The organism is Streptomyces pyxinae (genome assembly GCF_024756275.1).
In the GTDB taxonomy this organism is placed as follows: Bacteria; Actinomycetota; Actinomycetes; order Streptomycetales; family Streptomycetaceae; genus Streptomyces; species Streptomyces pyxinae.
The window spans coordinates 150,325-169,709 of record NZ_JANUGQ010000014.1; the positions used below are offsets into that span (position 1 = coordinate 150,325).

At 76.8% G+C, this 19,385-nt stretch carries 15 protein-coding genes; 12 read left to right on the forward strand and 3 right to left on the reverse strand.

Translation table 11 applies throughout. The annotated features are described in order from the left end of the window. Positions 1-64: 64 nt before the first annotated feature. The 3 genes from NX801_RS17935 to NX801_RS17945 all read left to right on the forward strand — a co-directional run bounded on the left by NX801_RS17935 (position 65) and on the right by NX801_RS17945 (position 2,081). Complete coding sequence (locus tag NX801_RS17935) at positions 65-451, forward strand: VOC family protein (RefSeq protein ID WP_258788760.1); 387 nt, start codon at positions 65-67, stop codon at positions 449-451. Positions 452-742: 291 nt separating this feature from the next. Further along, the gene (locus tag NX801_RS17940; RefSeq protein WP_258788761.1) at positions 743-973 is read left to right on the forward strand and encodes a hypothetical protein; all 231 of its coding nucleotides are present in this window, start codon (positions 743-745) and stop codon (positions 971-973) included. After that, positions 966-2,081: a response regulator gene (locus NX801_RS17945; protein ID WP_258788762.1), complete on the forward strand. Its 1,116-nt coding sequence runs from the start codon at positions 966-968 to the stop codon at positions 2,079-2,081. Before NX801_RS17940 ends, NX801_RS17945 begins: the two co-directional genes overlap by 8 nt. A gap of 292 nt (positions 2,082-2,373) precedes the next feature. Here NX801_RS17945 and NX801_RS17950 read toward each other — a convergent pair whose 3' ends face one another. Further along, positions 2,374-2,646: a hypothetical protein gene (locus NX801_RS17950; protein WP_258788763.1), complete on the reverse strand. Its 273-nt coding sequence runs from the start codon at positions 2,644-2,646 to the stop codon at positions 2,374-2,376. Positions 2,647-2,675: 29 nt separating this feature from the next. On the opposite strand from NX801_RS17950, the gene NX801_RS17955 reads away from it, so the two are divergent. Together NX801_RS17955 and NX801_RS17960 are read left to right on the forward strand one after the other, a co-directional pair. After that, the gene (locus NX801_RS17955) at positions 2,676-2,942 is read left to right on the forward strand and encodes a flavin reductase family protein (protein ID WP_428986174.1); all 267 of its coding nucleotides are present in this window, start codon (positions 2,676-2,678) and stop codon (positions 2,940-2,942) included. A 100-nt stretch (positions 2,943-3,042) separates the two neighbouring features. Continuing rightward, complete coding sequence (locus NX801_RS17960) at positions 3,043-3,864, forward strand: alpha/beta fold hydrolase (RefSeq protein WP_258788764.1); 822 nt, start codon at positions 3,043-3,045, stop codon at positions 3,862-3,864. Positions 3,865-4,062: 198 nt separating this feature from the next. Here NX801_RS17960 and NX801_RS17965 read toward each other — a convergent pair whose 3' ends face one another. Further along, entirely contained in the window at positions 4,063-6,879 is a 2,817-nt protein-coding gene (locus NX801_RS17965) for an AAA family ATPase (protein WP_258788765.1), read from the reverse strand. A gap of 788 nt (positions 6,880-7,667) precedes the next feature. Between NX801_RS17965 and NX801_RS17970 the strand changes: the two genes are divergently transcribed. The 3 genes from NX801_RS17970 (at position 7,668) to NX801_RS17980 (ending at position 11,282) form a co-directional block, all read left to right on the forward strand. After that, the gene (locus NX801_RS17970; protein ID WP_258788766.1) at positions 7,668-8,336 is read left to right on the forward strand and encodes a helix-turn-helix transcriptional regulator; all 669 of its coding nucleotides are present in this window, start codon (positions 7,668-7,670) and stop codon (positions 8,334-8,336) included. Positions 8,337-8,523: 187 nt separating this feature from the next. Beyond that, positions 8,524-9,198: a Pvc16 family protein gene (locus NX801_RS17975; RefSeq protein ID WP_258788767.1), complete on the forward strand. Its 675-nt coding sequence runs from the start codon at positions 8,524-8,526 to the stop codon at positions 9,196-9,198. Beyond that, on the forward strand, positions 9,195-11,282 hold the full coding sequence (locus NX801_RS17980) for an ATP-binding protein (protein WP_258788768.1): 2,088 nt from the start codon (positions 9,195-9,197) through the stop codon (positions 11,280-11,282). Before NX801_RS17975 ends, NX801_RS17980 begins: the two co-directional genes overlap by 4 nt. A gap of 80 nt (positions 11,283-11,362) precedes the next feature. Here the strand turns inward: NX801_RS17980 and NX801_RS17985 are convergent, their stop codons facing one another. Continuing rightward, positions 11,363-12,757, reverse strand: a complete 1,395-nt coding sequence (locus NX801_RS17985) for an RICIN domain-containing protein (RefSeq protein WP_258788769.1) — start codon at positions 12,755-12,757, stop codon at positions 11,363-11,365. A gap of 307 nt (positions 12,758-13,064) precedes the next feature. Here NX801_RS17985 and NX801_RS17990 point away from each other — a divergent pair, with 307 nt between their 5' ends. The 4 genes from NX801_RS17990 to NX801_RS18005 all read left to right on the forward strand — a co-directional run bounded on the left by NX801_RS17990 (position 13,065) and on the right by NX801_RS18005 (position 15,902). Continuing rightward, positions 13,065-14,666, forward strand: a complete 1,602-nt coding sequence (locus NX801_RS17990; protein ID WP_258788770.1) for a phage tail sheath family protein — start codon at positions 13,065-13,067, stop codon at positions 14,664-14,666. Positions 14,667-14,800: 134 nt separating this feature from the next. Next, the gene (locus tag NX801_RS17995) at positions 14,801-15,247 is read left to right on the forward strand and encodes a phage tail protein (RefSeq protein WP_258788771.1); all 447 of its coding nucleotides are present in this window, start codon (positions 14,801-14,803) and stop codon (positions 15,245-15,247) included. Beyond that, positions 15,247-15,747, forward strand: coding sequence for a hypothetical protein (locus NX801_RS18000; protein WP_258788772.1), 501 nt, complete (start codon positions 15,247-15,249; stop codon positions 15,745-15,747). Before NX801_RS17995 ends, NX801_RS18000 begins: the two co-directional genes overlap by 1 nt. Further along, positions 15,744-15,902 carry a DUF6760 family protein gene (locus NX801_RS18005; RefSeq protein WP_258788773.1) on the forward strand — a complete coding sequence of 53 codons (159 nt, stop codon included), beginning with the start codon at positions 15,744-15,746 and terminating at the stop codon, positions 15,900-15,902. Before NX801_RS18000 ends, NX801_RS18005 begins: the two co-directional genes overlap by 4 nt. Positions 15,903-19,385 lie beyond the last annotated feature (3,483 nt).

Consider the following 19,385-nt stretch of genomic DNA (forward strand, 5'->3'; position numbering starts at 1 on the left):
GTGCGGCCGGGAAGCGTCCCGGCCGCACCCCCGCCCGGTCCGTCCATCGTCTACGGTGGCGGGCATGGTGAACGTTCTCAGCAGCCGGATCCTGTTGCGCCCCACGGATCCGGAGCGCTCGCGCGCCTTCTACGGCGAAGCCCTCGGGCTCGGTGTCTACCGGGAGTTCGGCACCGGCCCCGAGCGGGGCACCGTGTACTTCCTGGGCGGCGGCTATCTGGAGCTCTCGGGCCGCTCGGACTCCCCGCCCCCGCCGACCGTCCGTCTCTGGCTCCAGGTGCCCGACGCGGCCGCCGCCCATGAGGAGCTGGCCGCCCGGGGGGTCGAGGTGGTGCGGCCGCCGGTGAAGGAGCCCTGGGGCCTGATCGAGATGTGGATCGCGGACCCGGACGGCGTGCCCATCGCCGTCGTGGAGGTCCCGGAGGACCATCCCATTCGCTACCGCCCCTGACACCACCGCCCCCACCGCCCCTCCCGCACCCGGGACCGCCCTCGTGGCCGGTCCCGGGTGTTGCCGCATCGGCACCCCGCTCCCCTCCCCCGCCGACCGCCCCGGCCTGCGCGAACGGTTCCCACCGCCCGGTGCGGCGCGCCCGGCAACGGTCCCGGGTGTTGCCGATCGGCCGTTCTCCCGGCGCAACGCCCCGCTCCGGCTCCATGCTGTCCCTCACTCACCGGCGTTCGCCGGGCGGGTCCGCCTGTCCCGGCCGGAGCGAGTCCGCCGGGCCGCGAAGGGGATGTGATGGACCGTTCACTGCTGTCGTTGCGCGCCGCGCTGGTGCTCTTACTCGCCGCTCTGGCCGGGGTGGGCGCGGGCGTGCTCACCGCGCTGGCCGGCGAGGGCGCGGCCCGGGGCACTCTGTGCGGACTGGCGGCGGCCGGACTCGCGGTGCCGTTCTTCGACCGGCTGATCGCGGACGATCCCCGTGCCCCGGGCCGGGGCGGCGGCAGGGGCGGGCGGCGGCGTGGGTGAGCTGCGGCCGCTGGGCGACGGCCTCCCGCCCGAGTGCCGCGCCCTGGCGCAGGCGCTGCGTGAACTCTTCGCCGGCCTGGGGGTGTCGGTGCGCCGGTACGCGGCGCGCCGCAGCCGCGATCCCGGCACCTTCTCCCGGTATCTCGGCGGAACCAGGGTGCCGCCGTGGGAGGTGGTGACGGATCTCTTCACCGACCTCGCGGAACACCGCGGGACCGCGGCTACCCCCGACGCGATCGAACTGGTACGGGCGCTGCACCGCGCCGCCGTCTCCACCGGCGGCTCGTCCCGGCACGCGGTGGAGGTGCTGGAGCGCCAGCTCGCGGACGCGGACCGGGTGTCCCGGCGCTCGACGGTCCGGGGCGATGTGCTGGAGGACGCGCTGCTCGACCGCAAGCACCGGATCGCCGATCTGGAGGTGCGGCTCAGCCAGCTGGAGGCGGAGTGGAGCGCCGAGCGGGAGCGGGCCGATCTGCTGGCGGCCGCCCGGCCGGACATCTCGGAACTGCTGCGGGAGCGGGACACCCTCCAGGGCGAGGTGGCCCGGCTCTCGGCGGACCTGCTGGCGGCGCAGAAGCAGCGGGACGAGGCGGAGGACCGCTGCACGCTGCTGGAACGCCAGCTGGAGGCGATCGAGGAGGTACGGCAGGGCGGGGTGCTCTCACCGGCCGCCGTGCCCGAGGCGTCGCCCGGGCTGCCGAGGATCCTGCTCGTGGACGACCAGGCCGACAATCTGCTGGCGATGACGGCGGTGCTGGCCGGGCTCGACCAGGAGCTGGTGGCGGTCTCCTCGGGGCGGGAGGCGCTGAAGGCCCTGCTGGACCGGGACGACTTCGCCGTGATCATCATGGACGTCCAGATGCCGGACATGGACGGCTACGAGACGGCGGCGCACATCAAGCGCCGCAGCCGGACCCGTGATGTGCCGATCATCTTTCTCACCGCGATGGGCACCGACCCGGAGCACTCCGCGCGGGGCTACGCGGCGGGCGCGGTCGACTACATCGGCAAGCCCGTCGATCCCTGGGTGCTGCGCGCCAAGGTGGCGGTGTTCACCGGCATCCACCTGGAACGCCGCCGGGCACGCGGGGGCCACGAAGGTCCCTGAGGCCAGGACGGTCCCTGCCCGCCCGGCGGGACCGGAGACCGCCCGACGGGCGCGGTCCACCGCCGTCAGGCGCGTACCACCGCAGGCCCGGCCTGTACCGGTACGGCTCCGATACGGCGCCGGGTGACCGGCCCGGGGCCGTACCGCCGTGCCCGGAGCGGTACCGCCGTGCCCGGGGCCGTACCGCCGTGCCCGGAGCGGTACCGCCGTGCTCGGGCCCGGGCGCACCGCGCCGGACACCGGCCCGGAGGCCCCCGGGGGGGGAGCCGGCGGGCCGGCGGGCCGCCGGTTGTCAGGGGTTCGCGTCCAGGCGGAGGGAGGCGAGTCCGCGGCTGACCGGGCGGCGGGCGGGGCGGCCGGCGGTCGAGGAGACCACATTGCCCGGCAGCCGCGGGGCTTCCACCACCTCCGCGAGGTGGCGGGACATCTCCGCCGAGGCGGCGGCGCCGTCGCGGCGGGCCACGGCGTCGCGCAGGATCCGGTGCGACTCCCAGCCGGCGGGCTCGGCGGTCATCATGATGGAGACGAAGGCCAGCATGGTGCGGAACTGGAGCGGCTCCAGCACCCCGATGAGCCGATCACTTCGCCGTCCATGTGCTCGGTGCCGAACAGGCCGGGCTCGCCGCCCTGTTCGCCCGGCGCGGCGCCGACCGCTTCACCGGTCCCGGCTCCGGGGCACCCCTGCTGACGAGTGTGCCGGCCTGGCTGGTGGCCGCCGTCCGGGTCCGGCAGCGGCTGGGCGACCACTGGCTGGTCGTGGGCGAGGTGGGCGACGGCGACGCCCGGGCCGGCCAGCCGGCGCTGGTCCATCACGACGGCGGCTGGGCCGAGGCCGTACGACTGACCCCGCGGCTGCCGTGACGGCGCCGGACCGCCGGCTCCGGCGCCCGGCCGCCGGGTCGACCGCCGTGCGGCGGACCGGGGATGACTCCGACCGTGCTCCCGGGCACACTTGACCGCCATGAACCGACTGACCTTCGAGGCCGCCGACGGCACCCCGCTCTCCGGGGCGCTGCTCGGCACCGGCGGACCCCTGGTCGTCCTGCTGCACGGCGGCGGCCCCGATCACCACAGTCTGCTGCCGCTCGGCGAGGCGCTGGCCGACCGGTACACGGTGGCCCTGCCGGACATCCGCGGGTACGGGCGCTCCCGCTGCGCCGACCCGGCCCGGCACACCTGGCTCCGGTACACCGGCGATCTGCTGGCCCTGCTCGACCACTTGGGCGCGGACCGGGCGGTGGCCGGCGGCACCGGGCTGGGCTCGACCATCTCCCTGCGCGCGGCGCTCCATCACCCGGAGCGGGTGGCGGCGGCCGTGCTGATCGGGGTGGAGGACATCGAGGACGACGACGGCAAGGAGGCCGAGACGGCCCTGCTCGACGCCTTCGCCGAACGAGCCCTCGGCCAGGGCCTGGAGGCGGCCTGGGCGCCACTGCTGGACCTGTTCCCGCCGGTCGTCGGCGCGACCGTACGGGACGCCATCCCCCGGTCGGACCCCGCCAGTGTCGCCGCCGCCGCTGCCATCGGCCGCGACCGGGCCTTCGGCGGGGTGGCGGAGCTGCGGGAGGTGGTGCCCCCGGTGCTCGTCGTCCCCGGCACGGACGTCCGGCATCCCACCGCGCTGGCCGAGCGGGTCGCGGAGACACTGCCGCACGGGCGGCTCGCCCCGGTCGCCGTCTCCCGGGAGCTGCGCACCCCGGGCGACCTCGCCCGGACGATGGCGCCCCCGGTCCGTGGCTTTCTGGACGGGCTGCCCGGCTGGGGGGCGCCGCTCGCCCCGTGAACGACCGGGGTGCCCCGTGGACGACGGGCCGTCGCGCGAACGGCCGGGCCGCCCCGGTGAACGACCGTACGGACGGACGAGTTCACCGGCGGCGAGGCCGACGGCCGTCACCCGCCGTCACCGACCGGCACGGCCCGGCGCGCTCGGCCGGTGTGGCGCCGAGCGCCGCCGGCGGCCGCCCCGCGCGGAAGGTGGCGCTCACCCCGCCTCGCCCCGGGCGCCGCAGCCCGCCTCCCGGGGCCGGTCCCGCCGCAGGGCGCCCGGCAGCTCCGTCCGGCGGCTGATCCGCAACTTCCGGTAGGTGCTGGTCAGGTGGGTCTCCACAGTGCGCCGGGCCAGATGCAGCAGATCGGCTATCTCGGTGTTCGTCCGGCCGTCGGCGGCCAGTTCGGCGATCCGGCGCTCGCTGCCGGTCAGTGAGCCCGAACCGGTGCGTACCGCCACCGGGTTCCGGGCTCCGCCCTCGCGCAGGGCCGCCCCGGCCAGCTCGAACGACCGGAGGTCGCCCCGGAGTTCGGCCAGTGCGGCCGCCTCGCGCAGCGACTCGCGGGCACGGGCGCGTTCCCCGGCGGTGATGAGCTGGCGGCCCTGTGCCAGCAGCGCCTGGATCAGCTCCCGGTCGGTGCCGTCGGGCCCGTTCCGCAGGGTCCTTACGGCCTCCTCGGCCAGTTCCAGGCCGCGCCGCCCACCGGTCGCGGTGCCGAGCACCCGCAGGGCGCGGCCCACCGTGCGCGGGGTGTTCCAGACCCTGGCCAGCCGCAGCTCCTCCGCCGCCAGGTCCAGCGCCTCCCGCCCGCCGCCCAGGGCCAGCCGGCACTCCGCCACCGCCGTGCGCCAAGGGGTGACGACGGGGCTGACCACCTCGCGGGCGGTCTGGCGCCGCCCGCACTCCAGGAAGTCGTGCAGCGCGCCCGCCGGATCACCGGTGGCGGACCGCAGCACGCCACGCGCGTAGAGAAAGCGGTTCAGCTCCCAGTTCTCCGGTGCCGCGCCCAGGTCGAATCCGGCGGCGAACCGCAGCGCCTCGTCGGCGCGGCCGGTGCGGACGAGCGCCAGCAGGGTGTGGGCGTCCCGGTTGGACGGCCCGGTGCGGGAGTCCGCCGGGTCGCCGGCTCCCGGGCCGGGAGCGAGCAGCCGGTCGTACGCCCCACGGGCCCCGGCGATGTCGGCCCGGGTGTTGAGGAGCGCGTCGTGCATGGGGTGGAGCAGCGCGGGGTGCTGCCCGGCCAGGCCGCGTTCCACGAGCCGGTCCGCCTCGTCGAGTTCGTCGGCCCACTGGGCGACCGCGGCGGCCGTGCCCAGCAGAAACGGCTCGGCCAGCGGGTCGGTGGGCCGGGCGAGCAGGTCCCGTACCCGGGTCATCGCCTCCCGGGCGGAGATCAGCCCGGCGGTGGCCGCGTACCGCACCAGCAGGGCCTGTCCTGCGGTGCCCACCAGCTCCGGGGAGCGCGCCCCGGCCTCGCGCAGCGCCCGGTAGACCTGCTGCCGGGTCGCCAGGTCCTGGTCGGACAGCAGCAGGGTGGCGGTGCGTACGGTGCGGGCCAGGCCGGGGTGGCCGGACACCCCGCCCTCCGTGCGGCGCAGCACCTCCATGGCGGTACGGATCTCTCCCAGGCCGGCCAGGGCGGTGCCGAGGGCGACGGCGGTACGCACCCGGTGGCCCGGGTCGGCCGACAGATGCTGCGCCTCGGCCAGCCGGGCGATGGCCGCCGGGGCGTCGGCCGACGCGTACTCCAGGGACCCCAGTTCGGTCAGCAGTCCCTGTCGCAGGTCGCCGGGGAGCGGCTCGTCCAGCGCCCGGCGCAGATAGCCGGCGGCGTCCCCGGGCCGGTCGGCGTGGACGGCGTCCGTCGCCGCGTCCCGCAGGGCGCGCAGCGCCCAGGGCAGGCCGACGGCCGGCGTCCGCAGCAGCTGCCGGGCGACCGCCTCCGCCCGGTCGCCCCGGCGCAGCATCGCCTCCGCCGCCGCCCGGTGCGCCGCCCGCCGGCGTGCCTCGGGCCAACCGGTGAGCACGGCGTCACGCAACAGGGGGTGGGCGTAGCGGAGTCGGCCGGCGGAGTCGGGGCGCAGCAGGCCGAGCCGGACCATCGCGGCGAGCCAGCCGGAGATCCGGGCGGGGTCGGCGCCGGCCGCCGCGGCCAGGAGGTCCACCGGGTCGCCGGCCGGGCCCGGGGCCCAGGTCTCCTCCAGGGCCGCCAGGCACCGGGCCACCTCGGTCGTGGCGGGCCCGGCGCTGTGCAGCCACCAGGAGACGGCCGCCGGATAGGAGCCGGGATACAGGGCGGCGCAGGTGGCGGGCAGCGGCGGCACGGCGCCCGGCGCGAAGCCGCCGGCTCCCGGGGTGCCGCCCAGGTCGTCGAGGAGGGCGCCCAGCAGGAGCGGGCTGCCCGCGCTCGCACGGACGCACTCCGCCGTCCAGCGCGGCCCGGCCGCGGGGAAGGCGGTCCGGACCAACCCGGCCGCCGCCGTGTCGCTGAGCGGGGCGAGGGTGTGGGTGCGCACCAGGGAGGGCGACAGCGGCTGCGCGAGCCCGGCGGGCCCCGGCTCGATGTCGTACTGGCTGCGCTCGGTGGCCACCAGCAGCACCGGCAGTCGGTCGAGGCGCCGGGCCGCCTCCAGCAGCCAGCGGCGCGAGGGGCCGTCGGCCAGGTGGACGTCGTCCACCGCCACCAGCAGCGGGCCCTCCGCCGCGTACGAGCGCAGCAGCCGCCACAGCCGGGCGGCGCTGCCGCGGTCGTCGCCGCCGGGCGTCAGGTCCGCGAACTCCGGTACCGGGCCCAGCAGATGGAGCACCGTGGCGAAGGGCACCCCGGTGTCCTCGGGCGAGCAGCGCGCCCGCAGCACCCGCAGCCCGCGGTCCCCGGCGTGCCGGGCGGTGGTCTCCAGGACGGCGGTGCGGCCGGTGCCGGTGGCACCCCGCAGCAGGACGAAGCCGCCGGTGCCGGTCCGGGCGCGCTCGATCTCGGCGGCGACCAGCGCGTGGGCGTCGTCGCGTTCGCGGAGCGGTTCGGTCATCGGTGCCTCCTGCGACAACTGGTCGGTGCTTCCCGCGTGTGAGACGTGGGATCGCCCATGGAGGTGGGGGTGAGATGGGCCACGTGGGGAAGGAATGACGTGCCCGTGCGGGACCCGTGGGGGCGGTGGGGCCCGGGGCCGTCGGGGTGCCGCCCGGGACCGGGCCGCCGCTCGCCGTCGGGGGCCTGCCCGGGACCGGAGTGGTGCCGGGCACCAGGGTGCCGCCCGCGCCCGGGTGGTGCCGGGCGTCGGGTGAGGTCTCGCGGGCGTGGCGGTGCCCCGGGCCGGTGGCGGTACCGGCGGAGCCGGTGGTGCGCGCCGGCTGTCGCCGGGCGGTGCCCGCAGGGACGGCAGTGCCCGTGGGGACGGTAGTGCCCGTGGGGACGGTAGTGCCCGTGGGGACGACGGTGCTCGCGGGGACGGCAGTACCCGTGCAGACAACGGTGCTCGCGGGAACGACAGTACCGACGGGAATGACAGTGCCCGTGGGGACGGCAGTGCCGGCCAGGACAACGGTGCCGGCCAGGACGACGGTGCCGGCTGGGGCGACCCTGTTCGCGGGGCGTCCGCGCGGGACCGCGCCGGGGCCAGCCGGTCCATGCGCGGCCCCGCGGGACGGCCGGGGCGCGCGCCCCGGGAACCGGGCGCGGCGGTTGTCCGGCCCGGTTTCGTGGTGTGGTTCGTGGTGCTCCACGATGGCGCGCGGCCCCGCGGGTCCTGGAGGGTGGAGAACGCTCATCCACCGTCGCCCGGGAACGGACGGCGGGCTCGTGGACAGGGGAAGACGGTTGCTCGACTCAGCCAGGACCGGCATCGCGTCCGCTTCAGAGGCCGGCGGTGGCCGGCGCGTCCCGGTGGCGGTGACGGCTCCCGATCCGATCAGCCACGAGGGCGCGATCAGCCAGTTACGCCGGCATCCGGAGATCGAGCTGCGCGAGCAGTCCGGGCCCGGCACGGTCGCGCTGCTCATCGAGAACGCCCTCGACGAGACGGCGCTCACGCGGCTGCGCCGGGTCGTGCGCAGCGAGGGCGCGCGTGCCGTCCTGGTGGTCGGCGCGATCCGCGAGAACGAACTGCTGAGCGTGGTCGAGTGCGGTGTCGGCGCCATCGTCTGGCGCCACGAGGCCACCGCCCACCGGCTGGTGCAGGCGGTGCTGGCCGCCTCGCGCGGCGAAGGCGACCTGCCCGGAGACCTGCTCGGCAGACTGATCAGCCAGGTGGGCAGCATGCACCGGGGCGCGGTGGACCGCCCCGGCGTGCCTTCGCTGGGTCTCACCCCGCGTGAGGTGGACGTCCTGCGCCTGATCGCCGAGGGGCTCGACACCGGGGAGATCGCCCGCAAGCTGTCCTACTCCGAACGGACCGTCAAGAACGTCATGCACGGGCTCACCACACGGCTCCATCTGCGCAACCGTGCCCATGCCGTGGCCCATGCCCTCCGGGAAGGCTACATCTGATCGAACGGGCAGCCGAAGGCGGCCCGCCGTGGCCGCGCGGGCACCGCACTCTGCCCCGCCGCCGTCCCCGGCGCCGCCTGCGGACGGGACGGCGCCCGGGGAAGAATTCCCGGCAGGCCCGGGCGGCGAGAGCCGGCGAAGGGCCGGCCGAACGGCGGTACGGGCAGGGCAGAGCGGGAGCGCGAGCGTGATCCACGAGGTGGACGAGGTCCTCAGGAACCTCCTGACCGGCGGGGCACTGAAGGACTCGGGCATCGCCGTGTCCTTCGAGGCCCCCACCCGTGACTGGGCGGCCCGGCGCAACGCCCCCACCGTCAACTCCTATCTGTACGACATCCGGGAGGACGTGGGCCGGCGGCAGCGCGGCCACCTTCCGGTGCTCGACGAGCGGGACATCGTGGTGCGCCGCCGCCGGCCACCGCGCTGGTTCCGGCTGTCGTACCTGGTGACGGCCTGGACGAAGACCCCGCAGGACGAACACCGGTTGCTGTCCGCCGTACTGGCGACGCTGCTGCCCCACGAACTGCTGCCACCGGCCGAACTCCCCGGTCCACTGCGGGCGCTGGGCCTGTCGGTGCCGCTGACGGTGGCCGGCATCCAGACGGAGGCCCGCTCCCTCGCCGAGATCTGGTCCGCCCTGGGCGGCGAGCTGAAACCGGCGCTCGACCTGGTGCTGACGGTGCCCTTCCCCGCCTTCCCGGAGTACGACGCCGGGCCCCCGGTCACCGAGGGGGCGACGGTCCGGGTGCGCGGCCTGGACGGCGAGCCGCCGGAGTCCGCCGGGCGCTCCCACCGGCCGCACCAGGTGGCGGCCGCCCGTGCCGCCCGCGAGGCCGCGGCGACCCGCCCGGATCCGCGATGAACGCCCGGTACGCCGAGGTGCCGGCCACCGCCTCCCCCGGCGCGCCGCCACCCGGCCCGGACGGGGATCCCGCCGGGTGCCTGCTCGCCCGCCTCGCCGTACTGCGGGAGCGGGTGGCCGCGCTGGTCGAGCGGCGCGCCGCCACCGACCCCACGGCGGACGACCCGCTGCGCGGTCTGTATCTGTCCGAGGAGGCGGTACAGCGGCTGCTGGACACCTGGCAGGCCGGGCCGCTCGCACCGGAGGGGTACGACCCCGGGCCGCTCGCACCGGACGGATACGCCCCCGGGCCGTTCGCGCCGGACGGCGGTGCGGACCGCCCCGGGGACCGGCTGGCGCGGCTGGCCGCGCGGACCGGGCTGACCGGACTGGACACCGCCGTCCTGCTGATCGCCCTCGCCCCGGACGTGGACCGCGCCGTCGAACCGCTCTACGGCTATCTCAACGACGATGTGAGCCGGCGCCGGGCCACCGCCGGGCTGGCCCTCGGGCTGTGCGGGGTGCCCGCGCACACGGCGGCGGCCCGCGCCCGGCTCCATGTCTCGGCGCCGCTGCGCGCGCTCGGCCTGCTGGAGGTGGAGGAGCCCGAACGCCCCTTCCTGACCCGCTCGTTGCGCGTGCCCGACCGGCTGATCGGCCATCTGCTGGGCGATGACACCCCGGACGCCGCGCTGCTCGGCCGGCTGCGGCCGCTGCCCGAGCCGGTGCCGGCCGGGCCGGGCGCCGGGGAGTTCACGGGCCGGCTGGCCGCCCGGCTGGCGGACGGCCCGGTCACCGCCTATCTGCGCGAACCCCGGGAGGGGGACGGCCCGGCGGCTGTCGCCGCCGCCCTGGACGCGGCGGGCATGGGCGCGCTCTGCTGCCCGGACCCCGAGGGGCGGGTGCCCGAGCTGCTGCGCGAGGCGCGCCTGGGCGGGCGGGCCGTCGTGGTGCCGGGCCTGCCCGAGCAGCCCGGTCCGCTGGTGCGGGCGCTGGTCTCGGCCCCGGACGTGACCGTACTGCTGACGGACCCCCGCCCGTACGACCCGCGCTGGTCCCCGGACGTCCCGCTGATCCTCGACGCCCCGGGCCGCGAGGCCGGCGGGGTGACCGCCTGGCGGGCCGCCCTGGGCGCGGACGCCGACAGCTTCGACCTGGCCACCACCGTCGCGCCCTACCGGCTCGGCGGCGACCGGATCCAGCGGGCCGCGCGGGCCGCCCGGGCCCTCGCCGCGTTCGACGGGACCCCGGTCACCGCCGGCCATGTCCGGCTCGCCGCGCGCCGCCAGTCGGCCTCGGGCCTGGAACGGCACGCCCGGCGGATCCGGCCGGCCGTGGACTGGCGGGACCTGGTGCTGCCCGCGGGGCCGCTCGTCCAGTTGCGCGAACTCGCCCTGCGGGCCCGCCACCGCGACCGGGTGCTCGGCGAGTGGCGGCTCAGCGCGGGTGGCGGGCGCGGCCGGGGCGTACTCGGCCTGTTCGCGGGCGAGTCGGGCACCGGCAAGACCCTCTCGGCCGAGGTGGTCGCCGCCGATCTGGGCCTCGACCTCTATGTGGTCCAGCTGTCGTCGGTGGTCGACAAGTACGTCGGGGAGACCGAGAAGAACCTGGAGCGGATCTTCACCGAGGCCGACCGCACCGATGCCGTGCTCCTCTTCGACGAGGCCGACGCCGTGTTCGGCAAGCGCTCCGAGGTGAAGGACTCGCACGACCGGTACGCCAACATGGAGAGCGCCTATCTGCTCCAGCGGCTGGAGTCCTTCGACGGCATCGCGCTGCTCACCACCAACCTCCGCGCCAACATCGACGAGGCGTTCACCCGCCGGCTGGACCTGGTGGTCGACTTCCCGTTCCCGGACGCCGGGCAGCGCCTGGCCCTCTGGCGCCACGGGCTGGCGCACGTCCCGGCCGCGGAGGGGATCGCGTTCGACATCCTGGCACGGGACTTCGAGCTGGCCGGCGGGTCGATCCGCAGCGCGGTGGTCACCGCCGCCTACCTGGCCGCCGGGCGCGGGACCCCGGTGACGGCGGACGATCTGCTGGAGGGCGCCCGCCGCGAGTACCGCAAGGCGGGCCGGCTGGTGCCGGGGGAAGGCCGCTGGTGACCCGGCCCCCGGCCGGCCGGTCCGCCGCCGGCCCCTGACGCTCGGCCGGTCCGCCGAACCCGCCGGGGGCGTTCGGCCGGTCAGCCCTCCGCCGGGTGGACGAGCTCCCACTCCTGGTCGTCGGTGTGGCTGCAGTCGAAGAGGGTGAGCCGGGCGCCGACCCCGCCGGTGCTGTAACCGGACACGTCCAGGCACTTGTTGTTGCTGGCGTAGTTGCGGATCCAGTAGGCGCCGCTCTCCTGCTTGTCGATCCACCAGAGCTGGTTGTCGGCGGTCGTGCCCTCGCAGGTGAACTCGGAGATGGCCGTCCGGATGGGCTGGCTGCCCTCGCCCGGCAGGTCCATGCAGAGCTCGTCGGTGGTGTTCTGGATCTGGAAGAGCGGTTTCCCGCCGGGGCCCTTGTCCGGATACCTCACGTCCAGATTCCAGAGCTGGTTGTCACCCGTCTCCTGGCAGCTGGCCTGCTGGACGGGCCCGTTGAGCTGTCCCTTCTCGTGCCCGGGGAGTTCGGCGCACATCCGGGTGGTGGTGTTGCGCAGCAGGACGTTCATGGCCGGCACCACGTCCGGCTCCCCGGAGGGCTCGGAGGACGGTGCGGGAGCACCACCACCGCCACCGTCGTCGCCCGCGGGCTCTTCCTTCTTCGTCGGCTCGGGCTCGGGCTCCGCGGTGGGGCCGGCCGGGGCCTGTGGTGCGAGGCTGGGGCTCGGACTGGGGGCGAGGGTCCTGCCGACCTGCTCGACGAGTTCCGTGGCACTGCTCCTGACCTGCGGCTTGTAGGCGATCCAGAGCATCACGAAGGTGATGGCCAGGGCGGTGACGGCCCCGAGGAAGGTGGCGAGCCAGCGGGGCAGGAAGCCACGCTGCACATAGGTGCCCTCCACCTCCGCGGGTTCGGCACCGGAGCGGCGCAGCGCCAGGGTGAAGGGCCGCTCCTCCTTCGATCCGAACCAGATGATCTGCCGCGGCCTGACCGTGGTGTCCACGAACACGGCCCGGCCCGGCTCGATCTGCACGTTCGCCGGCCGGATCTCGTACGAGAGGTGGTCCCCGTTGTCGCTTCCGCCGAGGGACGCGGTGACCTTGGTGTTGCCGAGGTTGTCCACCGCGAGCCGGGGCCGCCCCCGGAACCGTCCCTTCACCGTCACCGGCACCAGCTCCGCGCGCACCTCGGTGAACGGCGTGATGGTGAGGTTCCCCTCCGCGACGGTCACCGCCTCCGGGTGCTCGGTGGGGGTGATCCGCACCGCGTACGGGTTCGGTCCCGCCGTCGCGTCCGGGGTGCGGGGCGGCGCGAACGTCAGCTCCACCGTCCCCGTGGTGCCGGGGTACAGCCGGAGCGTCTGCGGCTCCACCCGCGTCCAGGGGCTCAGTCCGCCGACCGGCTCGAACCGGTACTCGTCCACCACGTCACCGGTGTTGCGCACCCGCAGCCGCACCCGCGTACCGCTACCGGGATCAACGCTTGCCGACACGGGTTCCAGGGAAGTCCAAAGGCTCACGCCCTCACGCTAGAGGCGGTCCCACCGCCCGTCATGAGCCCCTGGGGCAGACCCGGTTGCCCCGGCGCACCCGGTCGTACGGCGCGGTGGCCAGCCGCCGGGGCGACGACGGCGGCGCCCGGCGGGCCCGGGTGCGCGTCCGGGCACCGGAGGTTGCCCCCGAGGGCAGGGGCGGAGCCGCGACGGCTGCCCCCGCGCCGGCCCTCACGGCCGTTCCGGCACGCCTGCGCGCGCCCGAGGATGGGCGGTGTCCTGTCTCGTACCCCGAGGAGAGCAGAGCATGCCGTCCTATCTGTCGCCCGGCGTCTACGTCGAGGAGGTGGCCAGTGGCTCGCGTCCCATCGAGGGGGTGGGCACCTCGGTGGCCGCCTTCGTCGGACTGGCCCCGACCGGCCCGCTCAACGAGCCCGTACTGGTGACCAACTGGACGCAGTACGTCGCGGCCTTCGGCGACTTCACCGACGGCTACTACCTCGCGCACTCCGTCTACGGCTTCTTCAACAACGGCGGCTCGGCCGCCTATGTGGTCCGGGTCGGCGGCTCCGCCGGCGGCGTCGGCGGGGACAGCCGTCCGGCCACCGGCCGGGCTGCGGTGCGGGGCACCAACGCCCCGGCCGCCCTGCCCGCCGCCGAGCCCGTGCAGCTCGGTACCTTCGCCGTGACGGCCACCGCCGCGGGCACGAGCGGCCCGCTGAGCGTCGAGGTCGCCGACCCCGAGGGGGAGGGCCCCGCCGAGCGGTTCCGGCTGATCGTCAAGGACGGCGGCAAGCCGGTCGAGACCTTCGACGTGAGCGCCAAGAAGGGCAACCGCTCGTTTGTCGTCACCCAGGTCAAGGAGAGCTCCCGGCTCATCTCCGTGACCGAGGCCGCGCCGGCCGCGCAGCTGGCCCGGCCGGAGAACCAGACGGTGGCGCTGCCCGTGCCGGCCGCGCCCGTCGCCCCCGTGGCCACCGCGCCGGAGGAGCCCACGCACCCGGGTCCCGCGCAGTACCTGGGCGACTCCGCCGACCGGACCGGCTTCGGCGGCCTGGAGGCCATCGACGAGATCTCCATGGTCGCGGTGCCCGACCTGATGGCCGCCTATCAGCACGGCGCGATCGACCTGGAGGCCGTCAAGGCCGTGCAGCTCGGCCTGATCGCGCACTGCGAGCTGATGGGCGACCGGGTCGCCATCATCGACCCGCCGCCCGGGCAGAACGCCCGCCAGATCCGGGTCTGGCGCCAGGAGACGGCCGGTTACGACTCCAAGTACGCGGCTCTGTACTACCCCTGGATCAAGTCCTTCGACCCGGCCACCGGCCAGTCCCGGCTGGTCCCGCCGAGCGGCCACATCGCCGGCATCTGGGCCCGCAACGACACCGAGCGCGGTGTGCACAAGGCCCCCGCCAACGAGGTGGTGCGCGGCGCCGTCGATCTCGAGATCCAGATCACCCGGGGCGAGCAGGACCTGCTCAACCCCATCGGCGTCAACTGCATCCGCGCCTTCCCCGGCCGGGGCATCCGCGTCTGGGGTGCCCGCACCCTCTCCTCCGACCCGGCCTGGCGCTACCTGAACATCCGGCGGTACTTCAACTACCTGGAGGAGTCGATCCTGATCGGCACCCAGTGGGTGGTGTTCGAGCCCAACGACCACAATCTGTGGGCGCGTATCCGCCGCAATGTCTCGGCGTTCCTGGTCACCGAGTGGCGCAACGGCGCGCTCTTCGGCCAGAGCCCGGCGGAGGCGTACTACGTGAAGTGCGACGAGGAGACGAACCCGGCGGAGTCGGTCGACCTCGGCCGGGTGGTGTGCGAGATCGGTATCGCGCCGGTCAAGCCCGCCGAGTTCGTGATCTTCCGGCTGGCCCAGTTCTCCAGCGGCAGCGGGGAGTTGGAGGAGTAGGCCGCACCTCGCCTCCGTACCCAGCGGGACGTCCGTAGGTCGCCGGGCCCGTATCACGGCCCGGCCTCCCGGGGAACTCCCGGAGCTCCCCGAATCCCCCATGCATCCAGAGCATCACGAAGGACAGCGAACAGATGAGTCTCCAGCCGGGTGACGCCCTCACCTCACACAATTTCGGTCTGCAGATCGACGGCGTGATGGTCGAGTACCTCGCCGAGGTCAGCGGCCTCACCCTCGAACAGGACGTCATCAAGTACCAGCAGAACAACGGGTCCACCGGCAAGTCCGAGGTCGCCCTGCTGCCGGGTACGCAGAAGGACGGGCAGTGCACCGTGGTGCGCGGCATGACCCAGTCGGCGTCGTTCACCCAGTGGATCAACGACTCCATCAACGGCCGGATGTCCACGGCCCGGAAGAACGCCTCGATCATCGTGATGGACTTCGAGGACAACCCGGTGAAGCGGTACAACCTGCGCAACGCCTGGTGCAGCAAGATCGACACCAGCACGGTGAAGGCCGGCGAGGCCGCCGCGCTGACCGAGACCGTCACCATCGTGTTCGAAGAACTGGTCATCGAGTAATGCGCCGTACGGCTGCCGGAGCACCGAGCACGGCCCCCCAGATCGCGGCGGCGGGAGCGGACTTCCCCCGTTCGGCTCCCGCCGTCGCACCCCCCGCGCCGGAACCGGCCGGGACGGTGCACCGGGAGCAGTTGCGCACCGAGTTCCCCTTCGAACTGCCACGTGGCTATGTCGACGACACGGGCACGGTGCACCGGGACGGGGTGATGCGCCTGTCGACCGCCCGGGACGAACTCGTACCGCTGCGCGATGTGCGCGTCCAGGAGAACCCGGCCTATCTGTCGGTGGTGCTGCTCGGCCGGGTCATCACCCGGCTGGGCACGCTGCCGATGGTGCACGACGGGATCGTGGAGAACATGTTCGCCTCCGACCTGGCGTTCCTCCAGGACTTCTACCGCCAGATCAACGCGGAGGGCCACACCCGGGCGGCCGTCCGGTGCCCGCACTGCTCGGAGCCGTTCGAGGTGGAACTCGGCGGGAGCCGCCTGGGGGAATCGTGACGTACGCGACCGACCGGCTGCACGAGGAGATCGCGTACGTCGCCTACCACTTCCACTGGAGCCTGGAGGAGATTCTGGACCTGGAACACCCCGACCGCCGCCGATACACGGAACGGATCGCGTCCCTGGTGACGCGCGGCGCGGCGGAGGGCTGAGCGGTGGGATTCTGGGACCGGCTGCGGAGCCGGCGGGAGGAGACCCGGACGAACGGCGTTCCGGGCGGTGGCCCGGGCGGTGGCCCGGGCGGTGGCCCGGGCGGTGGCCCGGGCGGTGGCCCGGGCGGTGCTCCGGTCGTCACCGGGAGCGTGGTCGGAGCTGTCGTCGCCGCACCGGACCGGGGTACGGATCCGGGCGCGGCGGGCACCGGTGTGCCCGCGTCCCCGGCGGTCGCCGGCTGGCCGGGGCTGCCGCCGATCCGCCGGGCGGCGGGCGACACCCGCCCGGGTGTCGCGGACGCCGGGTTCGGCGGACGGCTGCCGACCTGGCAGAACCCGTCGTTCACCGGGGCGCCGTCGCCGGCGGTGCTGGACCCGGCGGTGTCCGGCGGCCTGCTCTCCGGGGCGCTCGGCGAGCCGGCCCGGCCGGCCGGGCCGGTCACCGGGCTCGAACGGCCCGCGCGCGCCCTGCCGTCGGCCCCGTCCGCCGGTGACCCGGTGCAACGGAGACTGCCGGTGGTGCCGCTGCGGGCGATACCGGCGGCGCCCGCGCCGACCGCGCCCCCGTCCCCCGGCGGGCCCGGCCCGGCCACGCCCGTTACCTCCGGCACGCCCGGTCCGGCCGCCGCGTCCCGCGCCTCGGCCGCGTCCGGGCCGCGGGCGCGCCCGGTGCCCTCCGCCGTACCGGTGCGCCCGCCGGTGAGTACGCCGGCGGGCGCACCGTCCGGGTCCGGGCGGGGCGTCCGGGTGGCGCCCGTACCGCCCGCGTCGCCCGCCCCGCGGCGGTCGGCGCCCTCGCTGACCAGGGCCCCGGCGGCGCCGGTGGCCGGCGGGCGGCGGACACTGCCCGCCACCCGCCGGTCCGGGGAGGTCCCGCCGGACTCACCGGGCGCCGCTCCTCGGGCCGACGGCGGCGACCGGGACGCGCCCGGCTCCCCTCCCCCGGGCGCCGGGTCCGGCAACGGTCCCTCCGGTGACCGGACGTCCGCGCCCGCCGGCGCCCCGGTCCAGCGCGCGGTGCGTTCGCCCCAGCTCCCACCGCCCGCACCCGCCGGGCGGCCGGGCCCCACCGGCACCCGGACCGGGTCAGCTCCTGCCGGTACGCCGACGGCCCCCCGCCCGGCACGGCGGACGCCCTCCCCGCCCGGACCCGCCCCCGTCGCCGGGTCCCCGGGGACCGAGCCCGCGTCCACCGCGCCGGCGTCCCCCGCGCCCGCCCGGCAGCCCGCTCCCCCCGCCACCCGCGCCACCACCACGCCCGGGAGCGGTACCACGACCGGCTCCCCGGCACGACGGACAACACCCCCGCCCGGCCGCCCCGCACCCGATCCGGTCACCGGCCCGGTGTCCGTCCCCGGGGCCCCGGGGACCGAGCCCGCGTCCACCGCGCCGGCGTCCCCCGCGCCCGCCCGGCAGCCCGCTCCCCCCGCCACCCGCGCCACCACCACGCCCGGGAGCCGTACCACGACCGGCTCCCCGGCACGACGGACAGCACCCCCACCCGGCCGCCCCGCACCCGACCCGGTCACCGGCCCGGTGTCCGTCCCCGGGGCCCCGGGGACCAAGCCCGCGTCCACCGCGCCCGGACCGGGCCTGCCCAGTGCCCGGACGGCACCCGCCGCCGGCCGCACCTCGCCGGCCGGTGCCACCCCGACCAGCACCCCGCCGGCCGGCGCCCCGGTACAGCGGGCGGTGGCCCGGCCCGACGCCGTCCCGGGCCCGGGGACCACTGCCCCGGCCCGGCGAGCGGCGCCCCCGCACGGTCCGGCCCCTGCCTCCCCGGCCCCCGGCCCCGCCACCGCACCCGCGTCCCGGCCGGCGCCCCCGCACACCGCCGCGCCCGCGCCCGTCCCCACGACCGGCCCCGCCACCGCCCCCGCCGGCGACGCGCGGACCGGAACCCCGGGCCGCCAGGCGCTGCCTCCGGGCGGGTATCCCTCCGCGCCGGGCGGGGACACCGCGCCCGGCCGGCCGGTGCAGCGAGCGGTGCCCCGGCAGGACCGCCCGGCTCACCCGGACCGCCCGGCCGGGGACCCCCGGCCGGGCGGCGACAGCGGTGGCGGCGCCCCCGTCCGGCGGGAGCCCGGCGGTACCGCCGGCCATGGCGGCCACCGGGCCGGCGCGGCATCCGGTCCGCCGCCGTCGCCCGCGGCGGACCGGCGAGGCGTCGTCCGCGACGGCCCCGCGCCGGGCTCCACCGGTGCCGGGGAAGCCCCGGGCGCCACCCGGCCGGCGGGCACCACCCCCTCGCCGGCCGGCCGCACGGACCACCACGCCCGTCCCGCTTCCGCGCCGGTGCCCGCCTCCGGCCGGACCGACGTGCACAGCACGCCCGGCACCGCCGGCACGCCCCCGCCCGTCCAGCGGCGGTCGACGGCCTCCCCCCGGCCGGAGGCGCCCCGTCTCGGACCGACAGCCGCACCGGCACCGGTGCGCCGCGCGCCGGACACTCCGGCTCCCCCGGTATCGGGTAGGGCTCCGAACCCGGTATCCGGTACGGCTCCGAACCCGGGCGCCGGCGGCTCCGCCGTCCCACCGCGCCCGGCACCGGCCCCGGTGCGGCGCTCCACGGAAGAGCCGGCCGCCACGCCGGGCTCGCCCACGGCCGGCCCCGCCCCCGCCTCCCGCCACGGTGCCGTCCCCGGTGGGCGGCCGCTCCCGGCCGCCCCCGGGCCGGTGAGCGCTCGGGCCTCTTCCCGGCAGTCCCCCGACCCGGCGCCCGTACAGCGGAGCCGGCGCGGCGCCACGGCACCCCGCACGGGGCTCGGGGCCCCCGCCCCGTCGAGCCCCGCACCCCGGCCGGCCCCGCCCGCACCTCCGACCCTGCCCGCACCTCCGGCCCTGGCCGCACCTCTGGCCCCGCCCGTACCTCTGGGCCCGCCCAGAGTGCCCGACGCCACCGGCTCGGTACCGGCTCACACGCCCCGCGCCGCCGCCCCGGTACCGGCCGCCCCGGCACCGGTCGCCACCGGCCCGGTGCGGGCCGCCTCTGTCCCGGCACCGGATACCCGTGCCGTACGGCGTTCGCCGCTCGGCGCGCCCCTCGCCGCCGCGCCCTCCGGGGCCGCGCCCCTCGCCGGGCGGGCCACGGGACCGGGCGGCGGCCCCGGCCGTACCGGGGGCCCTGCCTCCCTGCCGGTCCAGCGGGCCGCCGCCACCCGCAGCGCGCCGGCATCCGTACCGCCGGCCGTCCCCGTACCCCACCCGACCAGCCCGCCCGGCACCACCGTCCCGCCCGGCACCACCGTGCCCTCGGCAACCGCCCCCGTGCTCACACCGGCACCGGTTCCCGTACCGCCCGCAGCCGCACCCGCGTCCGCGCCGGTACCGGCTCCCGTACCGCCCGCCGCCCCCGCACCGATCCACACCAGTAGCACCACCTCCGGCGCCTCCCGCGCCACGGTCCAGCGCGCCCCGGCGACGCGCCCCGCGCCGGCTCCGCCCGTACCCCTGCACCGCTCCACCCCGCCCACCGCCGCCGGA